The following is a 16,754-nucleotide window of genomic DNA, read 5'->3' as shown; positions in this document are numbered from 1 at the left end:
TAAGCTTGTGACAAGGGCGTCATACTTCCGGCGGCGCTGCGCGCGCCGAAGAGTAATTCATAAAACCGATCGCTGCGTTTCAGTCCCCGGCTTCGCCACTGATCAGCGACACTTCGCGGAGCAGCGGCGGACCTTGTCACGGCAGACTAATCACCGCCCGCTGCCGCCCGCTGCCGCCGCCGCCGTCCGCCACTCCCAAGCCTACCGCCGCTTAGCCGTTCCGGAAAATGAAGCTGTAACCGTTCAACGCCGGCACGCCGCCCAAGTGCGCGTACAGCACTCGTGAGCCTTCCGGGAATTCGCCGTTTCGGACCATGTCGATCATGCCGTGCATCGATTTGCCCTCGTACACGGGGTCGGTCAGCACGCCTTCGAGGCGCGCACATAGGCGGATCGCTTCCAGGGTCCCTTCGTTCGGCAGGCCGTATTCGGGGCCGGCGTAGCGTTCGTCCAGGACCACGTCCTTGCTCGTGATGTCGCGCTCCAGGCCGACTTTTTCGGCGGTCTGCCTGGCGATTCGGGTGATCTGCTCACGCGTTTGCGCCGGTTTTGCGGATGCGTCGATGCCGATCACTCGGTCCGCGCGGCCGTCGGCGGCGAAGCCCACTACCATGCCGGCCTGGGTGCTGCCGGTCACGGAGCACACCACGATGTAGTCGAATTTGAAGCCCAGTTCGGCTTCCTGTTGACGGACTTCTTCGGCAAAGCCGACGAAGCCGAGGCCGCCCAGCGGATGGTCGGAACAACCGGCCGGGATCGGGTAGGGCTTGCCGCCGGCGGCGCGCACGCTCTCCAGTGCATCTTCCCAGCTCTTGCGAAAGCCAATGTCGAAGCCGTCTGCAACCAGGCGGACGTCCGCGCCCAGAATGCGCGACATCTGGATGTTGCCGACCCGGTCGTATACGGCGTCCGAATAGTTGACCCAGTTCTCCTGCACCAGCACGCACTTCATCCCCAGATGCGCCGCAACGGCCGCCACCTGGCGGGTTTGGTTCGACTGGATGCCGCCAATCGACACCAGCGTGTCGCAACCCTGCGCCAACGCCTCGGGAATCAGATACTCCAGCTTGCGTGTCTTGTTGCCGCCGAAGGCAAAGCCGCTGTTGCAGTCCTCGCGCTTCGCATATAGGTGCACCTTGCCGCCCAGGTGGTCGCTCAAACGCTTCAGCGGTTGGATCGGCGTGGGCCCGAAAGTCAGCGGGTAGCGAGGGAAACGTTGCAGGTTCATGGCAGCTCCGAATTTGTAGGTTTGACGCGAGCAACAAGCAGTCGCGTTACAACAAATGGTAGGGAAAAGCGCTAGAAATGAGCTTGCAAATAAATTCTGTTCCGCCTACTTTTAGAGCGACGCACTCAAAAATGACTTAATAAACAGCCAGGCAGGAATCAATGAACGCAACAAAAGTTCGTAAGGCACCGATGACTGCCGCCGCAGTTGCCGCCGCTTCATCCGCGGAAGCCGATCCGCTTCACGCGCTCGATCGCATCGACCGGGCGATCCTGCGTCAACTGCAAACCGACGCGTCGATCTCGAACGTCGCGCTCGCCGCCAAAGTCAAACTGAGTGCGCCGGCATGTCTGCGGCGCGTCGAGCGGCTGAAGGAATCGGGGCTGATTCGCGGCGTCGTCGCGTTAATCGACCCGAAGGCGGCCGGGGCGGGCATGCTGGTCATCATCGGCGTGGTGCTGGATCGCTCCACGCCGGAGTCGTTTGCCGAGTTCGAAAAAGCGGCGCAGAAGGTGGCGGGATGCATGGAATGCCACGTCGTGACCGGCGAGTTCGACTATTTCATGACGATCCGCACGCGCGATAGCGACAGCTTCAATCGTCTGCATGCGGAACAGTTGCTCTATTTGCCGGGCGTCCGGCAAATCCGCTCGTTTATGGTACTCAAGGAAATCCTGTCGACCACCAAATTTCCGCTGTAGTCGCTGCCGCCAAGTTAAAAGACGCGCATGCTGTCATAAATCCCCTTGCCGGACGACTAAGTGTCGGGACCACTCGCGGGCGACGCGCTTAGTGCCTGAGCGGGTGGGCGGTACGGACTTTCCGGGGCGATCATCATGGCTTGCAACAGACGGACATTCTTCAGGTTAATCGGCGCGGCGTCGCTCGCCGGCGGCACCGCGGCATGGCGTACGGGAGGCGCGGCAGAGTTGGGCACAGCGGCGGCCTACGAGGTTGCGCACAGCGACGCCGAATGGCACAAGCTGCTCACGGACGCGCAATTCCGCGTGTTGCGCGAAGCGGGCACGGAGCGCCCATTCAGCAGCCCGCTGAACGACGAGCACCGCGTCGGCACATTCGCGTGCGCCGGTTGCGCGCTGCCGCTATTTTCGTCGAAAACAAAGTTCGATAGCGGCACCGGCTGGCCGAGTTTCTGGCAGCCGATGGATCACGCGGTCATCACGCATACCGACAAATCGTTCGGCATGACGCGCGACGAAGTACTGTGTCGGCGCTGCGGCGGTCATCTGGGTCACGTATTCGACGACGGCCCCAAACCAACCGGCCTGCGCTATTGCATGAACGGCCTCGCGTTGACTTTTACGCCTGCCGCGCACGGCACGAGTTGATCGAATCAGGACGGACATCATGAACATCGAAAAACGCATCACCGGCAAACCGGCCCGCTCGCGCGGGGCGGCTATAGCGCTTTCGGTCGGACTTGGCGCGCTTGCGCTGCTGCTGGCGCAGCGCATGGCATTCTCGTCGGAAGCCGGGGTTGTCATTGCGCCGCCCGCGGTCGACGAACCAATCTCCGCCACGACCGCACACGAAGAGACCGCCGTGTTCGCGGGCGGCTGTTTCTGGGGCGTGCAGGGCGTGTTCCAGCACGTGCGAGGCGTCACAAAGGCGGTATCGGGCTATTCGGGCGGTCAGCGCGATACCGCACAGTACGAGACCGTCAGTGGCGGCGAAACCGGCCACGCGGAATCCGTGCAGGTCACGTTCGACCCCACCAAGGTCACCTACGGGCAGTTACTGCAGGTCTACTTCTCGGTGATTCAGGACCCGACCGAGTTGAATCGCCAGGGGCCGGACAGCGGCACGCAATACCGCTCGGCCGTGTTCCCATTGAATGACACGCAGCGGCACGTCGCGCAAAGCTATATCGCGCAACTCGAGAAGGCGCATGCCTTTCCGGCGCCGATCGTCACGAAAACGGAACCGTTCAAAGGCTTCTATCCGGCTGAGTCCTACCATCAGAACTACCTGACCTTGCATCCAAACTCGGCGTATATCACTATCAACGACATGCCGAAGGTCGCCAACCTGAAGCGTCTGTTTCCGAATCTCTATCGCGACAAGGCGGTGCTGGTCGAAGCGGCGCAGTAACAGGGCGAGCGCCACGCCGGCGGCTATCTTCCCTCGCTGAACTTGCCGGCGCCGCATCGCGCGGCGCCGGCCACTCTTTTTTTGTGGTTGTATTCTGCCTGTCATCATCGCCACGGCATGCTTGCCAGCGTCCGTCGGTCTGTCCTTCCGTTTCTCCGATCAGAGTTGGCTCCCCAGCGACCAGGCCCGCATTTTGCACAGCAGCGTGCGTCGGCAAATCTTTCGCACGCATCTGTTCATACAATTGCCCCATTGACGGGGCGGCATCAGGACCGAATGGTGCGTTTTGCTGGGCAAGGTGTGTCGTTTGCTGAAAAAATTACATGCCGTGCGTAGCAATGCGGCGGTTGCCCGAATGGTGTCCAATCCGTTGTGGACTTCGGGCGAGAACATAAACCTCTTCGCGATACGCGAGAAACGGAGGCTTCTGGTGTTGATCAGCCGTAGAAAGCGGATCGGCAAGATCCGCAACAAACAAACAAGCATCGCGGCAACATCGCTGGTCGCCGTGACCCTCGGCGGTATTGGCATTCTGCCGGGTTCGGCCTTCGCCCAAACCCCCTCGCCATTGGGCGAATGGCAGTACTCCGTGGGCATTCCGCTGCAGAAGATGTGGCAGCCCGACATTCCGGACTGGCAGCTGCGCGTCGGCGCGGCGACATCGTTCCAGCCGCGTTACGAGGGCTCCGACCGGTATCACGTGATGGCCGGTCCGAGCATCGACGTGCGCTACAAGGATCTGTTCTTCTTTTCGAGCGGTGAAGGCCTCGGGGTTAACTTCGCGCAGGGGCAAAACTGGCGCGCGAGTCTCGCGGCCGTCTACGATCTCGGACGTCGTGCGCACGACGATCCGCAGGAGTTGAACGGCCTCGGCAACATCAACCCGGCGCCGGGCGTCAAACTCTCCGGCGAATACGTCGTGTCGAAAGATTTCCCGCTCGTGCTACGCGCCGACGTGCGACGCTATTTCGGCGGCTCGAACGGCTGGATCGGCGATCTGGGCGCCTATATGCCGATGCCGGGCAGCACCAAAAAATTCTTCTGGTTCGCCGGGCCGAACGTGACGCTCGCGGACTCCACTTACATGAACAGTTGGTACGGTGTGAATCAGAACCAGGCGGCGCACTCGCAATATTCGCAGTATCACGCGAGTGCCGGTTTCAAGTCGGTGGGTTTCGGCATTAGCGCGGTGTGGCTGTTCGACAAGCACTGGTTCGCCACTGCCGACGGCGCATTCGAACAACTGGTCGGCAGTGCGGGCAATAGTCCGATTACACACACCAGGGCCACCGGCGTGGCCGACATCTCTATCAACTATCGCTTCTGACGCAGCGGTTCTCTATTTGACGACATTGACCGCATGGACGCAGGCGCGTGATTCAGGCGCGCCGCTTCTTTAGTCCATCAGTCATCAGTCTGATCCAGCAGCAAATCCAAACCGCGATTGAATGTTCGCGGGTACATCGCTTGCTGCCTTCTTCGGGTGCGTTAAACCGGACATTCCCCGGCGCGCCCGAACGCAAGGAGCAGATCTCATGGCAGGAAAAACGAATACACGGAAGCCCGCAGTGAAACCCGGACACGCCAACGATCCGAAGTCGAAGGATCTCGAACAGTTTCGAGTCAGTCCCGAAGGTGAGGCGCTGCGAACCAATCAGGGCGTGAAGATCGCCGATAATCAGAACACCTTGCGCGCCGGTCCGCGCGGCCCCTCGCTGCTTGAAGATTTCATCATGCGTGAGAAGATCACGCACTTCGACCACGAACGTATCCCCGAGCGCATCGTTCATGCGCGAGGCTCGGCAGCCCATGGTGTGTTCCAGGTGTACGAGTCGATGAGCGAGTACACCAAAGCTGCATTCCTGCAGAACCCGAACGAGCAGACGCCGGTCTATGTCCGTTTCTCGACGGTGCAGGGCCCGCGCGGTTCGGCCGATACCGTGCGCGACGTGCGCGGCTTCGCGGTGAAGTTCTACACACAGGAAGGCAATTACGATCTGGTCGGCAACAACATGCCGGTCTTCTTCATTCAGGACGCCATCAAGTTTCCGGACTTCGTGCATGCGGTAAAACCAGAAGCGCCGAATGAAATGCCGACCGGCGGCTCCGCGCACGATACCTTCTGGGACTTCGTGTCGCTCGTGCCGGAGTCCGCGCATATGGTCCTGTGGACCATGTCGGACCGCGCGATTCCGCGCAGCCTTCGCACCATGGAAGGCTTTGGCATTCACACGTTCCGCTTCGTGAATGCGCAAGGCAAGGGGCGTTTCGTCAAATTCCACTGGCGCCCGGTGCTGGGCTCGTATTCGCTGCTGTGGGACGAAGCGCAGAAGCTCGCCGGCAAGGATCCGGATTTCCACAGGCGCGACTTGTGGGAATCGATTGAACGAGGCGACTTCCCCGAGTTCGAGCTCGGCGTGCAGATCGTCGAGGAAAAAGATGAGCACAAGTTCGACTTTGACCTGCTCGATCCGACCAAGCTGATTCCGGAAGAACTGGTGCCGGTGAAGATCATCGGCAAGATGACGCTCAATCGCAATCCGGACAATTTCTTCGCCGAAACCGAGCAGGTTGCGTTTCATCCGGGCCACATCGTGCCGGGTCTCGACTTCTCGAACGATCCGCTGTTGCAAGGTCGTTTGTTCTCGTACACCGACACGCAGATCAGCCGCCTCGGCGGGCCGAATTTCCACGAGATTCCGATTAACCGGCCGGTATGTCCGTTCCATAATAATCAGCGCGATGCGATGCACCGCCAGACGATCAACGTCGGGCAGGCCTCGTACGAGCCGAATTCGGTGAGTGGCGGTTGGCCGAAGGAAACCGATCCGGCGCCGGCGGATGGTGGCTTCGAAAGCTATCCGGAGCGTGTGGAAGGCAACAAGATTCGCGTGCGTAGCGAGTCGTTCGCCGATCATTTCTCGCAGGCCGCAATGTTCTACAACAGCATGTCGGAGCCAGAGAAAGACCATATCGCCGCGGCTTACCAGTTCGAACTCGGCAAGGTCACCAAGCCGGAGATTCGCGCGCGTGTGGTCAACGAGATTCTGGCCAATTTCGATGCGGGGCTTGCCGCGAAGGTGGCCGATGGTCTCGGCTTGCCCGCGCCGAAGAAAGGCACGGCGAAGCTCAAGGGGACCAAAGCGTCGGCTGCACTCAGTCTGCTCAATCGCGTGAAGCCCGGCATCAAGACCTGCAAGATTGCTTTGCTGGCTGCGCCGGGTTCCGATGGTGCCGCGATCAAAAAGCTGCAACAGGTGCTGCAGGCCGAGGGTGCAGCGCCGATGTTGATCGCACCGAACCTTGCTGCCATCGACGGTATGGCGCCGGACGCAACGATTGCCGGCTTGCCGTCGATCATGTTCGATGCGGTGATCGTGGTGGGTGGTGAGGCGGGCGCGAAGAAGCTGGCGCAATCGGGCGACGCACGGCATTTCGTGCTCGAAGCGTTCAAGCACCTGAAGGCGATTGCGGCCATCGGTGCGGGGCGTGACGTGTTGACTGCAGCTCACTTGCCAGCCAATGCCGATGGTGTGGCAACCGGCGACGACAAGCAGGCTGCCGAGGTGCTGAAGACCTTCATCAAGGTGGCCGAACAGCATCGCGTGTGGTCGCGTGCCGCCCAGGCGGAGACGGTGCCGGCGTAGCCGCAGCAAGGGGCAAGGGTCAAGCAATCGGATTGATCAAGCAGAACTGGCCGGGGCGAACCGGCCAGTTTTTTTGCGTGCTGAATAACCGGACTCGCTCCCGAGACTTCCTGACCCGCGCGAACTGCCGCACGCAGGATCGTGGCCCTCTGGCAGATTCGGGAATGGGTCGAGGCAGGCAAGGTCGATTTCCTTGCTGTCAAGTTGGGAGCGTTGTAGTTTTATCGCCGGCCGAAGGGTTTGGGAGGACTCGGCGGCGTGAGCGGATTTCGCCGTGAAGGCAACGCAGCATCAAGTGCGATGCTTCATTGTGCTACGCTTGCCAGACCAAACTCCACGTAGCGTGACCTTGCCATCATCATGCGTTCCTGGCGCATATCCACATCGGCCCGTAGCGGGCACATCAACACCTCGCGTGTGACCGACCTCGTCATGTCGATCTCACATGACGATCCGGACGCGCTTGCTGCAAGCATTCTGAAGACGGTTGGCGACACGCTTCCCGTGTCGCAGTGCACGATTTTCGCGTACGAATTCGACGCGAGACCGCGCACCGTCTCCGCCGCCGACCATCGCGGCGGCCGGTTCCTGCGCGATGTCGCCGATCGCTACGCCACGCACTTCTATGCGCTCGACGGAAACCGCGCCATCGTCGGCGACTCGCAAGCGAAGCAGGCGCGCGAGGCGTTAGTGCTGCATCAGCAGCAAAGCGAAGAAATCGAAAACGAAGCCTACCGCGCGGCCTGCTACGCGCAGCCCAACGTGTCCGACCGCTTGTCGTTGCTTTTGCAACCCATGGAAAGCGTCTGGCTGTCGATCAATCTGTATCGTGACAGCGCATACGGCATGTTTCAGCCAGGCGAACTGGAGCATGTGGAAAGCATGGCGCATCTGTTTGCGCACGCTGCAAAAACCCATTACGCGCTCAATGGGCAGCATCAGCAAGGCGCGGCAGCCGCGATGCTGGCACGGGTCAGACGTGCCTGCCCGGCGCTGACACCGCGCGAGATCGACGTGCTGCGCGGCACGCTCGAAGGCGCAAGCGCGGCCGAGATCGCCGAGCAAATGGGCGTCAAGGCTACCAGCGTGATTACGTATCAGAAGCGTGCTTACGCGCGGTTGGGGATTTCCAGCCAGCGCCAGTTGTTCGCGCTATGTTTGCAGCCTGAGCGGTCTTGAGCCGGCGCGCTTAAATTGCAGCCGTAGATTAATCGCGAGACGGCCGAAGAAGAACTGCCGAGGTGCCGTGGAACTCGCACCAAAGATCATCCGCGCTTTGCCCGCGCATCCACCTGCGTCTCGCGATCCCAGCGCTTCAACCAAGGCATGATGAATTCCGCGAAACCATCTGCGGGCGGTGACAGTGCACGTTCGGTCGAACGATACACACACACTTCACGGATCGTTTCAGGATCCACGATCCGCTTCATCACGAGGCCAAAGGTTCGCGCAAGCGGCGCGACATAGGCGGGCGCGAGTGTCACGGCAAGCCCCTGTGACGCCAGCCCGAACGCTGTCGTAACGTTGTCCACCACATCCACCGGAATGATGCGCGCCTCCGCCGGCAGATTAGCCAGCATCTGTTCGACCGCACGCTCGTGGTCGCGGCCGGTGGCAACAATGGGCACGCCGCGCAGGTGCTGCCACTGCACCCGGCGCCGCGTGCTCAACGGATGCGTCGGCGCGCACCACATCACCCATGGGCTCGCGAAGGCCGGATCGCAACGCACCCGCGTGCCGCTCTGACGATCCGGGCCGATCGCGAGATCCACGTCGCCGCTTTCCACTCGCTCCACCAACTGTTCGACCACGGTGTCGCAAATGCGCACAACCACCTTCGGTTTGTCGCGCGCATATTCGGCGATGGCTACCGGCAGCGCGGTCGCCGCGAGCACCAGCGGCGCGCCGACTCGCACGATCCCGGCCGCGCGATTGCGGATGTCGTCGGCGGACTGGGCGGCGGCGCGCACATAGCGCAACACCGATTCGGCCGACGACAGGAAATCCTGCCCCGCGCTCGACAGATTGACGCGCCGAGTCGTACGGTCGAAGAGGCGAAAGCCCAGTTCCGTTTCCAGTTCGGCCAGTAACTGGCTGACCGCTGACGAGGTCAGCCCGAGTCGTTCCGCCGCCGCGCCGATGCTGTGCAAATCGACGATGGCGAGAAACGCTTCGAACTGACGGATGGTGACGCGTGTGAGTGGCATCAGGCGATTCTAAAGAAAAACTTACGAATGGTGAAAAATCGATTGATTGTAGATAGCGTGCCATTGATCGACACTTGTCCCGATCGACGCGAAGCTGGAAACCCGCTTAGACTTCCGACTCGCCCAAGCTGCTACGACCAGCCTGCAACAGTCCACACTCAGGGTATACGCAGGCCGCAATCAAGCCGTATGCAGGGCTCCACTCAAGGAATTGCCATGTTCGACCACATTCCCGCCTATCCGGGCGACCCGATCCTGAGCCTGAACGAGGATTTTCAACTCGATCCGCGACCCAACAAGGTCAACCTGAGCATCGGCATCTATTTCGACGACGCCGGCAAGCTGCCGGTGATGGACGCCGTGCGGCGCGCCGAAACCGCGCTGCTCGATTCGATCGGCCCGCGCTCCTACCTACCGATGGCGGGCCTGCCGCTTTACCGCGACGCAGCACAGGCGCTGGTGTTCGGCGCGGACAACGAAGCGCGTGCGGCGGGTCGGATCGCGACCTTGCAGACCATCGGTGGTTCGGGTGCGCTGAAAGTCGGCGCGGATTTTCTGAAACGTTATTTCCCGGCCTCGCAGATCTGGATTAGCGATCCGAGTTGGGAAAACCATCGTGTGGTATTCGAAGGCGCGGGCCTCACGGTCAACACGTATCCGTATTACGACGAACACACCGGCGGCTTGCGTTTCGCTGACATGCTCGACACGATCAGCCGCTTGCCGGAACAGAGCGTCGTGCTGCTGCACGCGTGCTGCCACAACCCGACCGGCGTCGATCTGAGTCCGGCGCAATGGGCAGAATTGGTGCCGGTATTGCAGCGCCGCAAACTGATTGCGTTTGTCGACATGGCGTATCAGGGTTTCGGCGCAGGTCTTGAAGAGGACGCCGCCTGCGTGCGCCTGCTCGCCGATGCGGGCGTGCCCTTGATCGCCGCGAATTCGTTTTCGAAGAACTTCTCGCTGTATGGCGAGCGCTGCGGTGCGTTGAGCGTGGTGTGCAAGAGCAAGGAGGAAGCAGCTCGCGTGCTCGGTCAATTGATGTCGACGGTGCGCGCCAACTACAGCAATCCGCCGACGCATGGCGCGCGCCTCGTCGCCAACGTGCTGTCCGACGCATCCTTGCGTGCCTCGTGGGAAGCGGAACTCGCCACCATGCGCGAACGGATTCTCGCCATGCGCGGCACGATTCACGAAGGCCTCGCAGGCCGTGTCGATGAAGTGATGCGCGCACGTTACGTTGCGCAGCGCGGCATGTTCACGTACACGGGTTTGAGCGAAGCCCAGGTCGAGCGTTTGCGCAGCGAACACGCTGTGTATGTGCTGCGTTCGGGACGCATGTGCGTCGCCGGATTGAATGCGCGCAACGCCGACTATGTGGCGTCGTCAATCGCGTCGGTAGTGGCGGGCGCATAACGGCTGCCATTCGCAACGGCTTGACGATAACGAACGATAAATACGGAGACCCTGATGACGACTCTTGAAATGCAAGCGGCGAGCCCAGCGAAGGCCGCCGCGATGCACCCCGACGAATGGCAGGCGCGCGTGCAACTGGCCGCGTGCTATCGCATCTTCGACATGCTCGGCTGGACCGAGATGATCTACAACCACATCACGCTGCGTGTGCCGTCGAGCGTGAGCAGCGGCGAGCGCCACTTCCTGATCAATCCGTTCGGCCTGCACTACAGCGAAGTGACGGCGAGCAATCTCGTGAAGATCGACGCGCAAGGCCGCGTGCTCGACAACTCGCCGTATCCGGTGAACCCTGCAGGTTTCGTCGTCCATGCGGCGATTCACGAAGGCCTGGCTGATGCGCACTGCGTGATGCACACGCACACCACGGCCGGCGTCGCGGTAGCCTGCCTCGAAAACGGCCTGGAGCAAACCAACTTCTATAGCGCGCAGTTGCATGACCGCATTGCGTATCACGACTTCGAGGGCATCACGGTGCATGCGGAGGAAGGGCCGCGTCTGCTCGAACATATCGGCAACAGGCAAGCGGTGATCCTGCGCAATCATGGCCTGCTGGCATGGGGCCACACCTTGCCGCAGACTTTCGCTATTCTGTGGACGCTCAACCGCGCGTGCGAAATCCAGATGGCCACGTTTTCGATGGGCCGCGCGCGGCCGGTGCCGGAGGACGTGGCGATCCGTTGCTCGCGCGACTCCTTGCAATTCGATCCGCGTCACGGTGCGGGGCAGGATCTATTCGATGCGCTGGTGCGGCGCGTGGATCGCATCGACACGAGCTACAAGGATTAATGCGGACATTGAGCCGAAAGATTGACCCAGGGATTAACGCAAGGATTGAAGCAATGAAAGTAGGTATTTACGGTGCCGGCGCGATCGGCGGCTGGATGGGGGTGAAGTTCGCGCAGGCCGGCCACGACGTGAGCGTGGTGGCGCGCGGCGCGACACTCGGCGCGTTGCAGCAGCACGGCTTGCGTCTGATCGAAGGCGGCGTGACCCATGCGGTGAAGGTGACGGCAAGTGAACAGCCGCTGGATCTCGGCGTGCAGGACCTCGTCGTGGTGGCGGTCAAGGGTCCCGCGATGGCGTCGGTGGCCGCGCATATTGCGCCGCTGCTCGGCCCGCAGACGATTGTGCTGACAGCCATGAACGGCGTGCCATGGTGGTTCTGCGACGGGCTCGGCCGTGATTTTGCCGGCAAGCGGCTGAAGTCGATCGATCCTGACGGTGCGATCGCCGCCGCGATTCCGACCGCGCAGACCGTGGGCTGCGTGGTCCATGCCAGTTGTCTGATCGAGGCGCCGGGCGTCATCAGGCATCACCAGGGCAATGGGCTGATCGTCGGCGAAGCGTCGGGGCAAGCGAGTGAGCGCGTCAAAACGCTCACCGCCGCGCTGGCCGCAGCGGGCTTCAACGCGTCGATGTCGGAGCAGATTCAGCGCGACGTCTGGTACAAGCTGTGGGGCAACATGACGATGAATCCGATCAGCGCCATCACCGGTGCGACCACCGACCGGATTCTCAGCGACGAACTGGTGCGCAATTTTGTCACGAGCATCATGCTGGAAGCGAAGGAGATCGGCGCGCGCTTCGGTATTCCTATCGAACAGGCGCCGGCGGATCGTCACGAGGTCACGCTCAAACTGGGCGCGATGAAAACCTCGATGCTGCAGGATGTACAAGCCGCCAAGGCGGTCGAACTCGACGCGCTGGTGGCTGCGGTGCGTGAATTGGGGCAGCTCACCGACGTGCCGACTCCCTACACGGATGCATTGCTCGGGCTCGCGCGCTTGCACGCGAGTACGTTGGGGTTGTATCCGCGGCAGTGAAGGTTGCGACGACCTCCGAAAAGAAGCCGCCCCATGTGATCAACGGGGCGGTTTTTTTCGTCTTATGTTTCGCGCGTTATTTAAAGGGCTTGCCGCATCAAGCAGTCACGGCGGAAGAGGCCGGCAGCTTCGCCGCTTCGATCAACGACAGCGCTCGCTGCGTATCGCCGAGTTCCGTCATGCACAGTAGCGCAAGACGGGCCAGATATAAGGACGCTTGCGCTTCGCCTTCAGCGGTCAGTGTCTTGCAGAGCGTCGTGTAGACGAGGTCGAGTTCGCTATCGGTCATGGTGTGGGTTCCTCTTGCGTCAATTCGTCAGACTGGCCGTCACGGCGCTTTGCACGTCCGTCGCGTTGCCGTTGCGCCAGCGGGCGAGCACATGACCGTCTGGCCTGATCAGATAGACGGTGCCCGGCGTGGCATCGAGCATCTCATGCAAGCGTCCCGCCGGATCGACTACGTGCGGGACGGTCGCGCGCGGTGCATCGCCTGTGACCAGCGTGATCGCCTTGAACGGGATGCCGTGTTCGGCGAGCGCATGGTGCAATTGCTGCCACGCCTCGTCTTGCGCCGTGTCCGCGCCGAAGCGAAGTACGGTGAAGCATGGCCCAAGCAGATCGGTGAGATGGATATCGACGGGTACGCCGTCGCGCGTGCGTTGAAGTCGGCACTCCGGTAGTACCGTGCCTGGCGCCGGACCCTTGGCGAACGCGCCGGATGCAGCCGCTGCGACCCAATTGAGCGGCGATTGAGCATATGCAATCGCATGCGTTTGCCGCGGATTGATCAGTGGCCGCACGGCCGGATGATGAACGGCAAGTCCGAGAACTGCCTGGCGCATCAGGTCGAACGCGAACGAGGGCGGCGCCATGAATTCGGTGCTCTTCATGCCGTAGCTCAGATTCTCACGCGCCGCAAACACGCGCTCGTCGCTGTAGCTGTCGAGCAGGCGGTCCGACGCAATGCCGTTGACGACGCAACCGAGTTTCCAGCCGAGATTGTCGGCGTCGTCGATGCCGGAATTCGCGCCGCGCACGCCGAAAATCGGCACGAGATGCGCGGCATCGCCCGCGAACAGCACCGAGCCGTGGCGGTAGCGTTCGAGCGTCAATGCGTTGGCCCTGTAGACCGTAATCCAGATCGGTGACCATTCGCCCGTTTCGCCCATCGAGTCCAGCACGCTCTGCACGCGCGGCATCACGTTCTCAGGCTTGATTGCGGCCTCGGGATCTTCATCGTCGCGAAGCTGGTAGTCGATGCGCCAGACGTTGTCGGGCTGCTTGTGCACCAGCACGGTGGAGCCGGGATTGGAGGGCGGATCGAAATAGGCGAGACGTTCGGTGGCGCGCTCGCTTTCCAGTTCGATATCGACAATCACGTAGCGCCCCTCGTACGTGGTGCCGGTGAGCTTGAGGCCGAGCGCCTCGCGAATTGTGCTGCGGCCGCCGTCGCATGCGACGACCCAATCCGCGTGCATTGTCCAGGCGGTATCGCCGGTGCTGAGGTCGAGCGTTGCACCAGTGGCGCCGTTGCCGGTATGTTGTTCAATACCGGTCACGCGGGTTTGCCAGCGGATGTCGATCAGATCGGCATGCTGTTCCACTTCGTCGAGCAGCAACTGTTCGATCTGGTATTGCGCGATGTTGATCATCGGCGGCAGCGATTGCTCGTCGTCCTGATGCATGGCGAAGCGGAACACTTCGGCATCGCGGTAGAAGCTGCGGCCGCCCGTCCACGGCAAGCCTTTTTTCAGGAAACCGTGCACGGCGCCGAGGCGTTTGAAAATCTCCAGGCTGCGGCGTGAAATGCAGATCGCGCGGCTGCCGGTGCAGACACCGTCATCGGCTTCGATCAGCACCGAGCGTACGCCCTGGCGAGCCAGCGCAAGCGCCAGCGTCATGCCGACCGGACCGCCCCCGACAATCGCTACGGCGCGCCGCTGAGGGTCGCACCCGTCGACCAGCGGCGGCACCTCGCCCGCATAGTGACGCGGCGTGAACGGATAGGGTTTGAAACTGCGGCTCATGCGTGTCTCCTGGATCTTCGTTGCCGATGGATTGCCCGCCGCGGCTTGAGTGCTCTCTGGAGGCGGTGCGAATCGATTGGTGAAGTATGAAGGAGGGGTAGCGCGTGGCTGTCCTCATTTTGGGTACAAGGACTGGGCGTTCCGGCGATAGAAAAGGCCGCAGGGCGCTCACGCCCCCTGCGGCCCTTCTGATTCTTGCAATGCAATGCAGACCGCGCGGAATTGCCTAATCGGCCCCGGCCAGATGCGAAGCCTGGCGCGAGTGCTGGACGCTCGCTCCCACCGTGCATTCCTCGATCATCGCGCGGAACGTCGGCGCCGCGTGCGAAGCGCCGGTCGCCCCAGTCTCCGGCCCGCTTTCCGGCGCGCCGCCCACGCCTACAACCAGGGTCGCCCTTGGCCGCCATTCCCGCGTGCGCCGCAGCATGTTGCGCAAATACGGCGGCGATTCCGGCGCGTCGAGCGAGATGATGCAGATGATCGGCGCGTCCTTGAAGCTCGGTTCGTCGGCATGCGCGCTGCGATAGCCCGAGTGCGTGGCCATCATCGGCGCGAGACCCTGCCGGCCGAGCAATTGCACGGCGATCGCGGCGGTGACCTCATCGAATGCGCCGCGTCCCGGTACGCACAGCACCGAGGTCCTGTCGGTTTCATGGCGCATCGCCGGATGGGCCGAAATGTGGCTGTCGTGCCGATCCGAAAGGTCGGCCGTCGCCGATGCCGAGATTGCCCCAGCGGAGTCAGCCGGTTCCGTGCGCGACAGGCGATCCGGCAGGCCGTCGGAAATTTCCAGGTTTTCGACGATATCGACCAGTGCGTCGTTGATTCGCGCCAGTTGCTCAGGCATCAACACCCCGCGCATCGCATCGTTGCGCGCGAGCTTGAGGCCTTCCAGCGCGACATTGTCGTAGTAATCGATCAGCGACATCTCGCGCAGCAGGCGCTCGGCCTGCACGATGGCTTCATGCGGATCGTCCGCCAGAAGCCGCTGATAGAAGTTCTGCGCAGGCGTGAGAGCAGGCTGGTCGCCCAGCAGCACCGTGAGAAAGTTCAGACGATCCGCGTAGCGTCCCAGCGTGACGACGCACAGCGTGAGCGGCGTGGACAGCACGAGGCCGATCGGCCCCCACAACCAGCTCCAGAAAATCGCCGCCACGACCACCGCCAGTGGCGACAGCCCCGAGCGATGACCGTACAGCAGCGGCTCGGCGATCTGCCCGGCTACCACATCGACGACGATAAACAGGATCAGCGTATAGACCGCCATGGTCCATTGCGGCTGGATAGCGGCCGCGAGAAACACAGCAAGAATTGCGGCGATCCAGATGCCGATATACGGCACGAAGCGCAGCAACGCGGCAATCACGCCGAACAGCAGCGCACCCGGCACGCCGATGATCGCGAGCCCGATGGCAATGATCCCGCCCGCGCTGAGATTCACGCCCAGTTGCGCGACAAAATAGCGGCTCAACCTCCCGGCGGCGTCGTTGATCGCGGTGGTGGTGCGGTGCAGATCGCGCGAACCGAAAAGACTGATCAAACGGTCGCGCAGGTCTTCGCGCTGCAGCAGGATGAAGATCGTGACGACCAGCACGATAAAGGTGGTCTCGATCGGCGCAATGGCCGGTGACAGCGCGCGTTGAGCGAGTTGCATCGGCGTGGGCGACGGCTCGTGCACTTCGACGGGCGTCGGCACAGCGGGTGCGTTGCGCGCTGCACGTCCGGTAAGGCGCGGCGGGCTCGGCTTGGTCGGCGCGACGCGTTGCAGTGTGGCGGCGGCGCGGCTCATCAGCGAATCGGCCCGGCCGACGGTTTTCTCCTGCACCGTCTCGATCTTTTGCTCGATCGCCGCCTGATACTGCGGCAGATCGCCCGCCAGTTGCACCAGTTGTGCTCCGATCAGCCCGCCGACTGCCAGCAGGGTGGCGAGGGCGAACAGCACCGCGATAAAGATCGACGGCAACTGGCCCATGTGCAAGCGCCGCAGCGCCTGCACCAGCGGTGCGAGCAGAAAGCTGAGCAGCACGGAGAGCGTGATCGGGATCAGCACCTCGCGGGCGAAGTACAGCGCGCAGACCACCACGACGCCGGTGATGACCGAGGCCAACCCATGCAGACTGGGCGTGCCCGGTGGGTATACGCGGTTCGGCCGCCCGGTTGGCGGTAACGATATTTTCATGGACACACTTCTCGATGTTGTGGCGCTGACGTTTTTACTGAGGGTTCGCGCGGCT

At 62.2% G+C, this 16,754-nt stretch carries 14 protein-coding genes; 9 read left to right on the top strand and 5 right to left on the bottom strand.

Annotated elements, in window-relative coordinates; translation table 11 throughout:
• Positions 1–211: 211 nt before the first annotated feature.
• Entirely contained in the window at positions 212–1,228 is a 1,017-nt protein-coding gene (locus M0D68_RS30495; protein ID WP_200618820.1) for a 1-aminocyclopropane-1-carboxylate deaminase, read from the bottom strand.
• A 161-nt stretch (positions 1,229–1,389) separates the two neighbouring features.
• Between M0D68_RS30495 and M0D68_RS30490 the strand changes: the two genes are divergently transcribed.
• From M0D68_RS30490 to M0D68_RS30465, 6 genes are all read left to right on the top strand, one after another.
• Complete coding sequence (locus tag M0D68_RS30490) at positions 1,390–1,929, top strand: Lrp/AsnC family transcriptional regulator (protein ID WP_200618821.1); 540 nt, start codon at positions 1,390–1,392, stop codon at positions 1,927–1,929.
• A 135-nt stretch (positions 1,930–2,064) separates the two neighbouring features.
• Complete coding sequence (msrB, locus tag M0D68_RS30485) at positions 2,065–2,577, top strand: peptide-methionine (R)-S-oxide reductase MsrB (RefSeq protein WP_211706684.1); 513 nt, start codon at positions 2,065–2,067, stop codon at positions 2,575–2,577.
• A 19-nt stretch (positions 2,578–2,596) separates the two neighbouring features.
• On the top strand, positions 2,597–3,340 hold the full coding sequence (msrA, locus tag M0D68_RS30480) for a peptide-methionine (S)-S-oxide reductase MsrA (protein ID WP_211706683.1): 744 nt from the start codon (positions 2,597–2,599) through the stop codon (positions 3,338–3,340).
• A 430-nt stretch (positions 3,341–3,770) separates the two neighbouring features.
• Positions 3,771–4,667: a MipA/OmpV family protein gene (locus M0D68_RS30475; RefSeq protein WP_200618824.1), complete on the top strand. Its 897-nt coding sequence runs from the start codon at positions 3,771–3,773 to the stop codon at positions 4,665–4,667.
• Between the two features lie 208 nt (positions 4,668–4,875).
• Positions 4,876–6,987 (top strand): catalase HPII, encoded by a 2,112-nt coding sequence (katE, locus tag M0D68_RS30470; protein WP_211706681.1) that lies wholly within the window; start codon positions 4,876–4,878, stop codon positions 6,985–6,987.
• Between the two features lie 360 nt (positions 6,988–7,347).
• Positions 7,348–8,166, top strand: a complete 819-nt coding sequence (locus M0D68_RS30465; protein ID WP_211706680.1) for a helix-turn-helix transcriptional regulator — start codon at positions 7,348–7,350, stop codon at positions 8,164–8,166.
• 86 nt (positions 8,167–8,252) lie between these two features.
• On the opposite strand, the gene M0D68_RS30460 is transcribed toward M0D68_RS30465, so the two are convergent.
• Positions 8,253–9,194 carry a LysR family transcriptional regulator gene (locus M0D68_RS30460; RefSeq protein WP_200618827.1) on the bottom strand — a complete coding sequence of 314 codons (942 nt, stop codon included), beginning with the start codon at positions 9,192–9,194 and terminating at the stop codon, positions 8,253–8,255.
• Between the two features lie 216 nt (positions 9,195–9,410).
• Between M0D68_RS30460 and M0D68_RS30455 the strand changes: the two genes are divergently transcribed.
• From M0D68_RS30455 to M0D68_RS30445, 3 genes are read left to right on the top strand one after another with little or no spacing between them, the layout of a single operon-like run.
• Entirely contained in the window at positions 9,411–10,610 is a 1,200-nt protein-coding gene (locus M0D68_RS30455) for an amino acid aminotransferase (protein WP_211700816.1), read from the top strand.
• Positions 10,611–10,664: 54 nt separating this feature from the next.
• Complete coding sequence (locus M0D68_RS30450; RefSeq protein WP_211706679.1) at positions 10,665–11,456, top strand: class II aldolase/adducin family protein; 792 nt, start codon at positions 10,665–10,667, stop codon at positions 11,454–11,456.
• A 53-nt stretch (positions 11,457–11,509) separates the two neighbouring features.
• On the top strand, positions 11,510–12,493 hold the full coding sequence (locus tag M0D68_RS30445) for a 2-dehydropantoate 2-reductase (protein WP_211706678.1): 984 nt from the start codon (positions 11,510–11,512) through the stop codon (positions 12,491–12,493).
• Positions 12,494–12,590: 97 nt separating this feature from the next.
• On the opposite strand, the gene M0D68_RS30440 is transcribed toward M0D68_RS30445, so the two are convergent.
• The 3 genes from M0D68_RS30440 to M0D68_RS30430 form a co-directional block, all read right to left on the bottom strand.
• Entirely contained in the window at positions 12,591–12,782 is a 192-nt protein-coding gene (locus tag M0D68_RS30440; RefSeq protein WP_054035384.1) for a hypothetical protein, read from the bottom strand.
• A gap of 19 nt (positions 12,783–12,801) precedes the next feature.
• Positions 12,802–14,520 (bottom strand): FAD-dependent oxidoreductase, encoded by a 1,719-nt coding sequence (locus M0D68_RS30435; protein ID WP_211706677.1) that lies wholly within the window; start codon positions 14,518–14,520, stop codon positions 12,802–12,804.
• Between the two features lie 226 nt (positions 14,521–14,746).
• Positions 14,747–16,699, bottom strand: a complete 1,953-nt coding sequence (locus M0D68_RS30430; protein WP_200618832.1) for an AI-2E family transporter — start codon at positions 16,697–16,699, stop codon at positions 14,747–14,749.
• Positions 16,700–16,754 lie beyond the last annotated feature (55 nt).

The organism is Paraburkholderia sp. SEWSISQ10-3 4 (genome assembly GCF_030464785.1).
In the GTDB taxonomy this organism is placed as follows: domain Bacteria; phylum Pseudomonadota; class Gammaproteobacteria; order Burkholderiales; family Burkholderiaceae; genus Paraburkholderia; species Paraburkholderia aspalathi.
The sequence above is the reverse complement of the archived record's forward strand: the minus strand, read 5'-3'. Positions and strand labels throughout refer to the sequence as shown.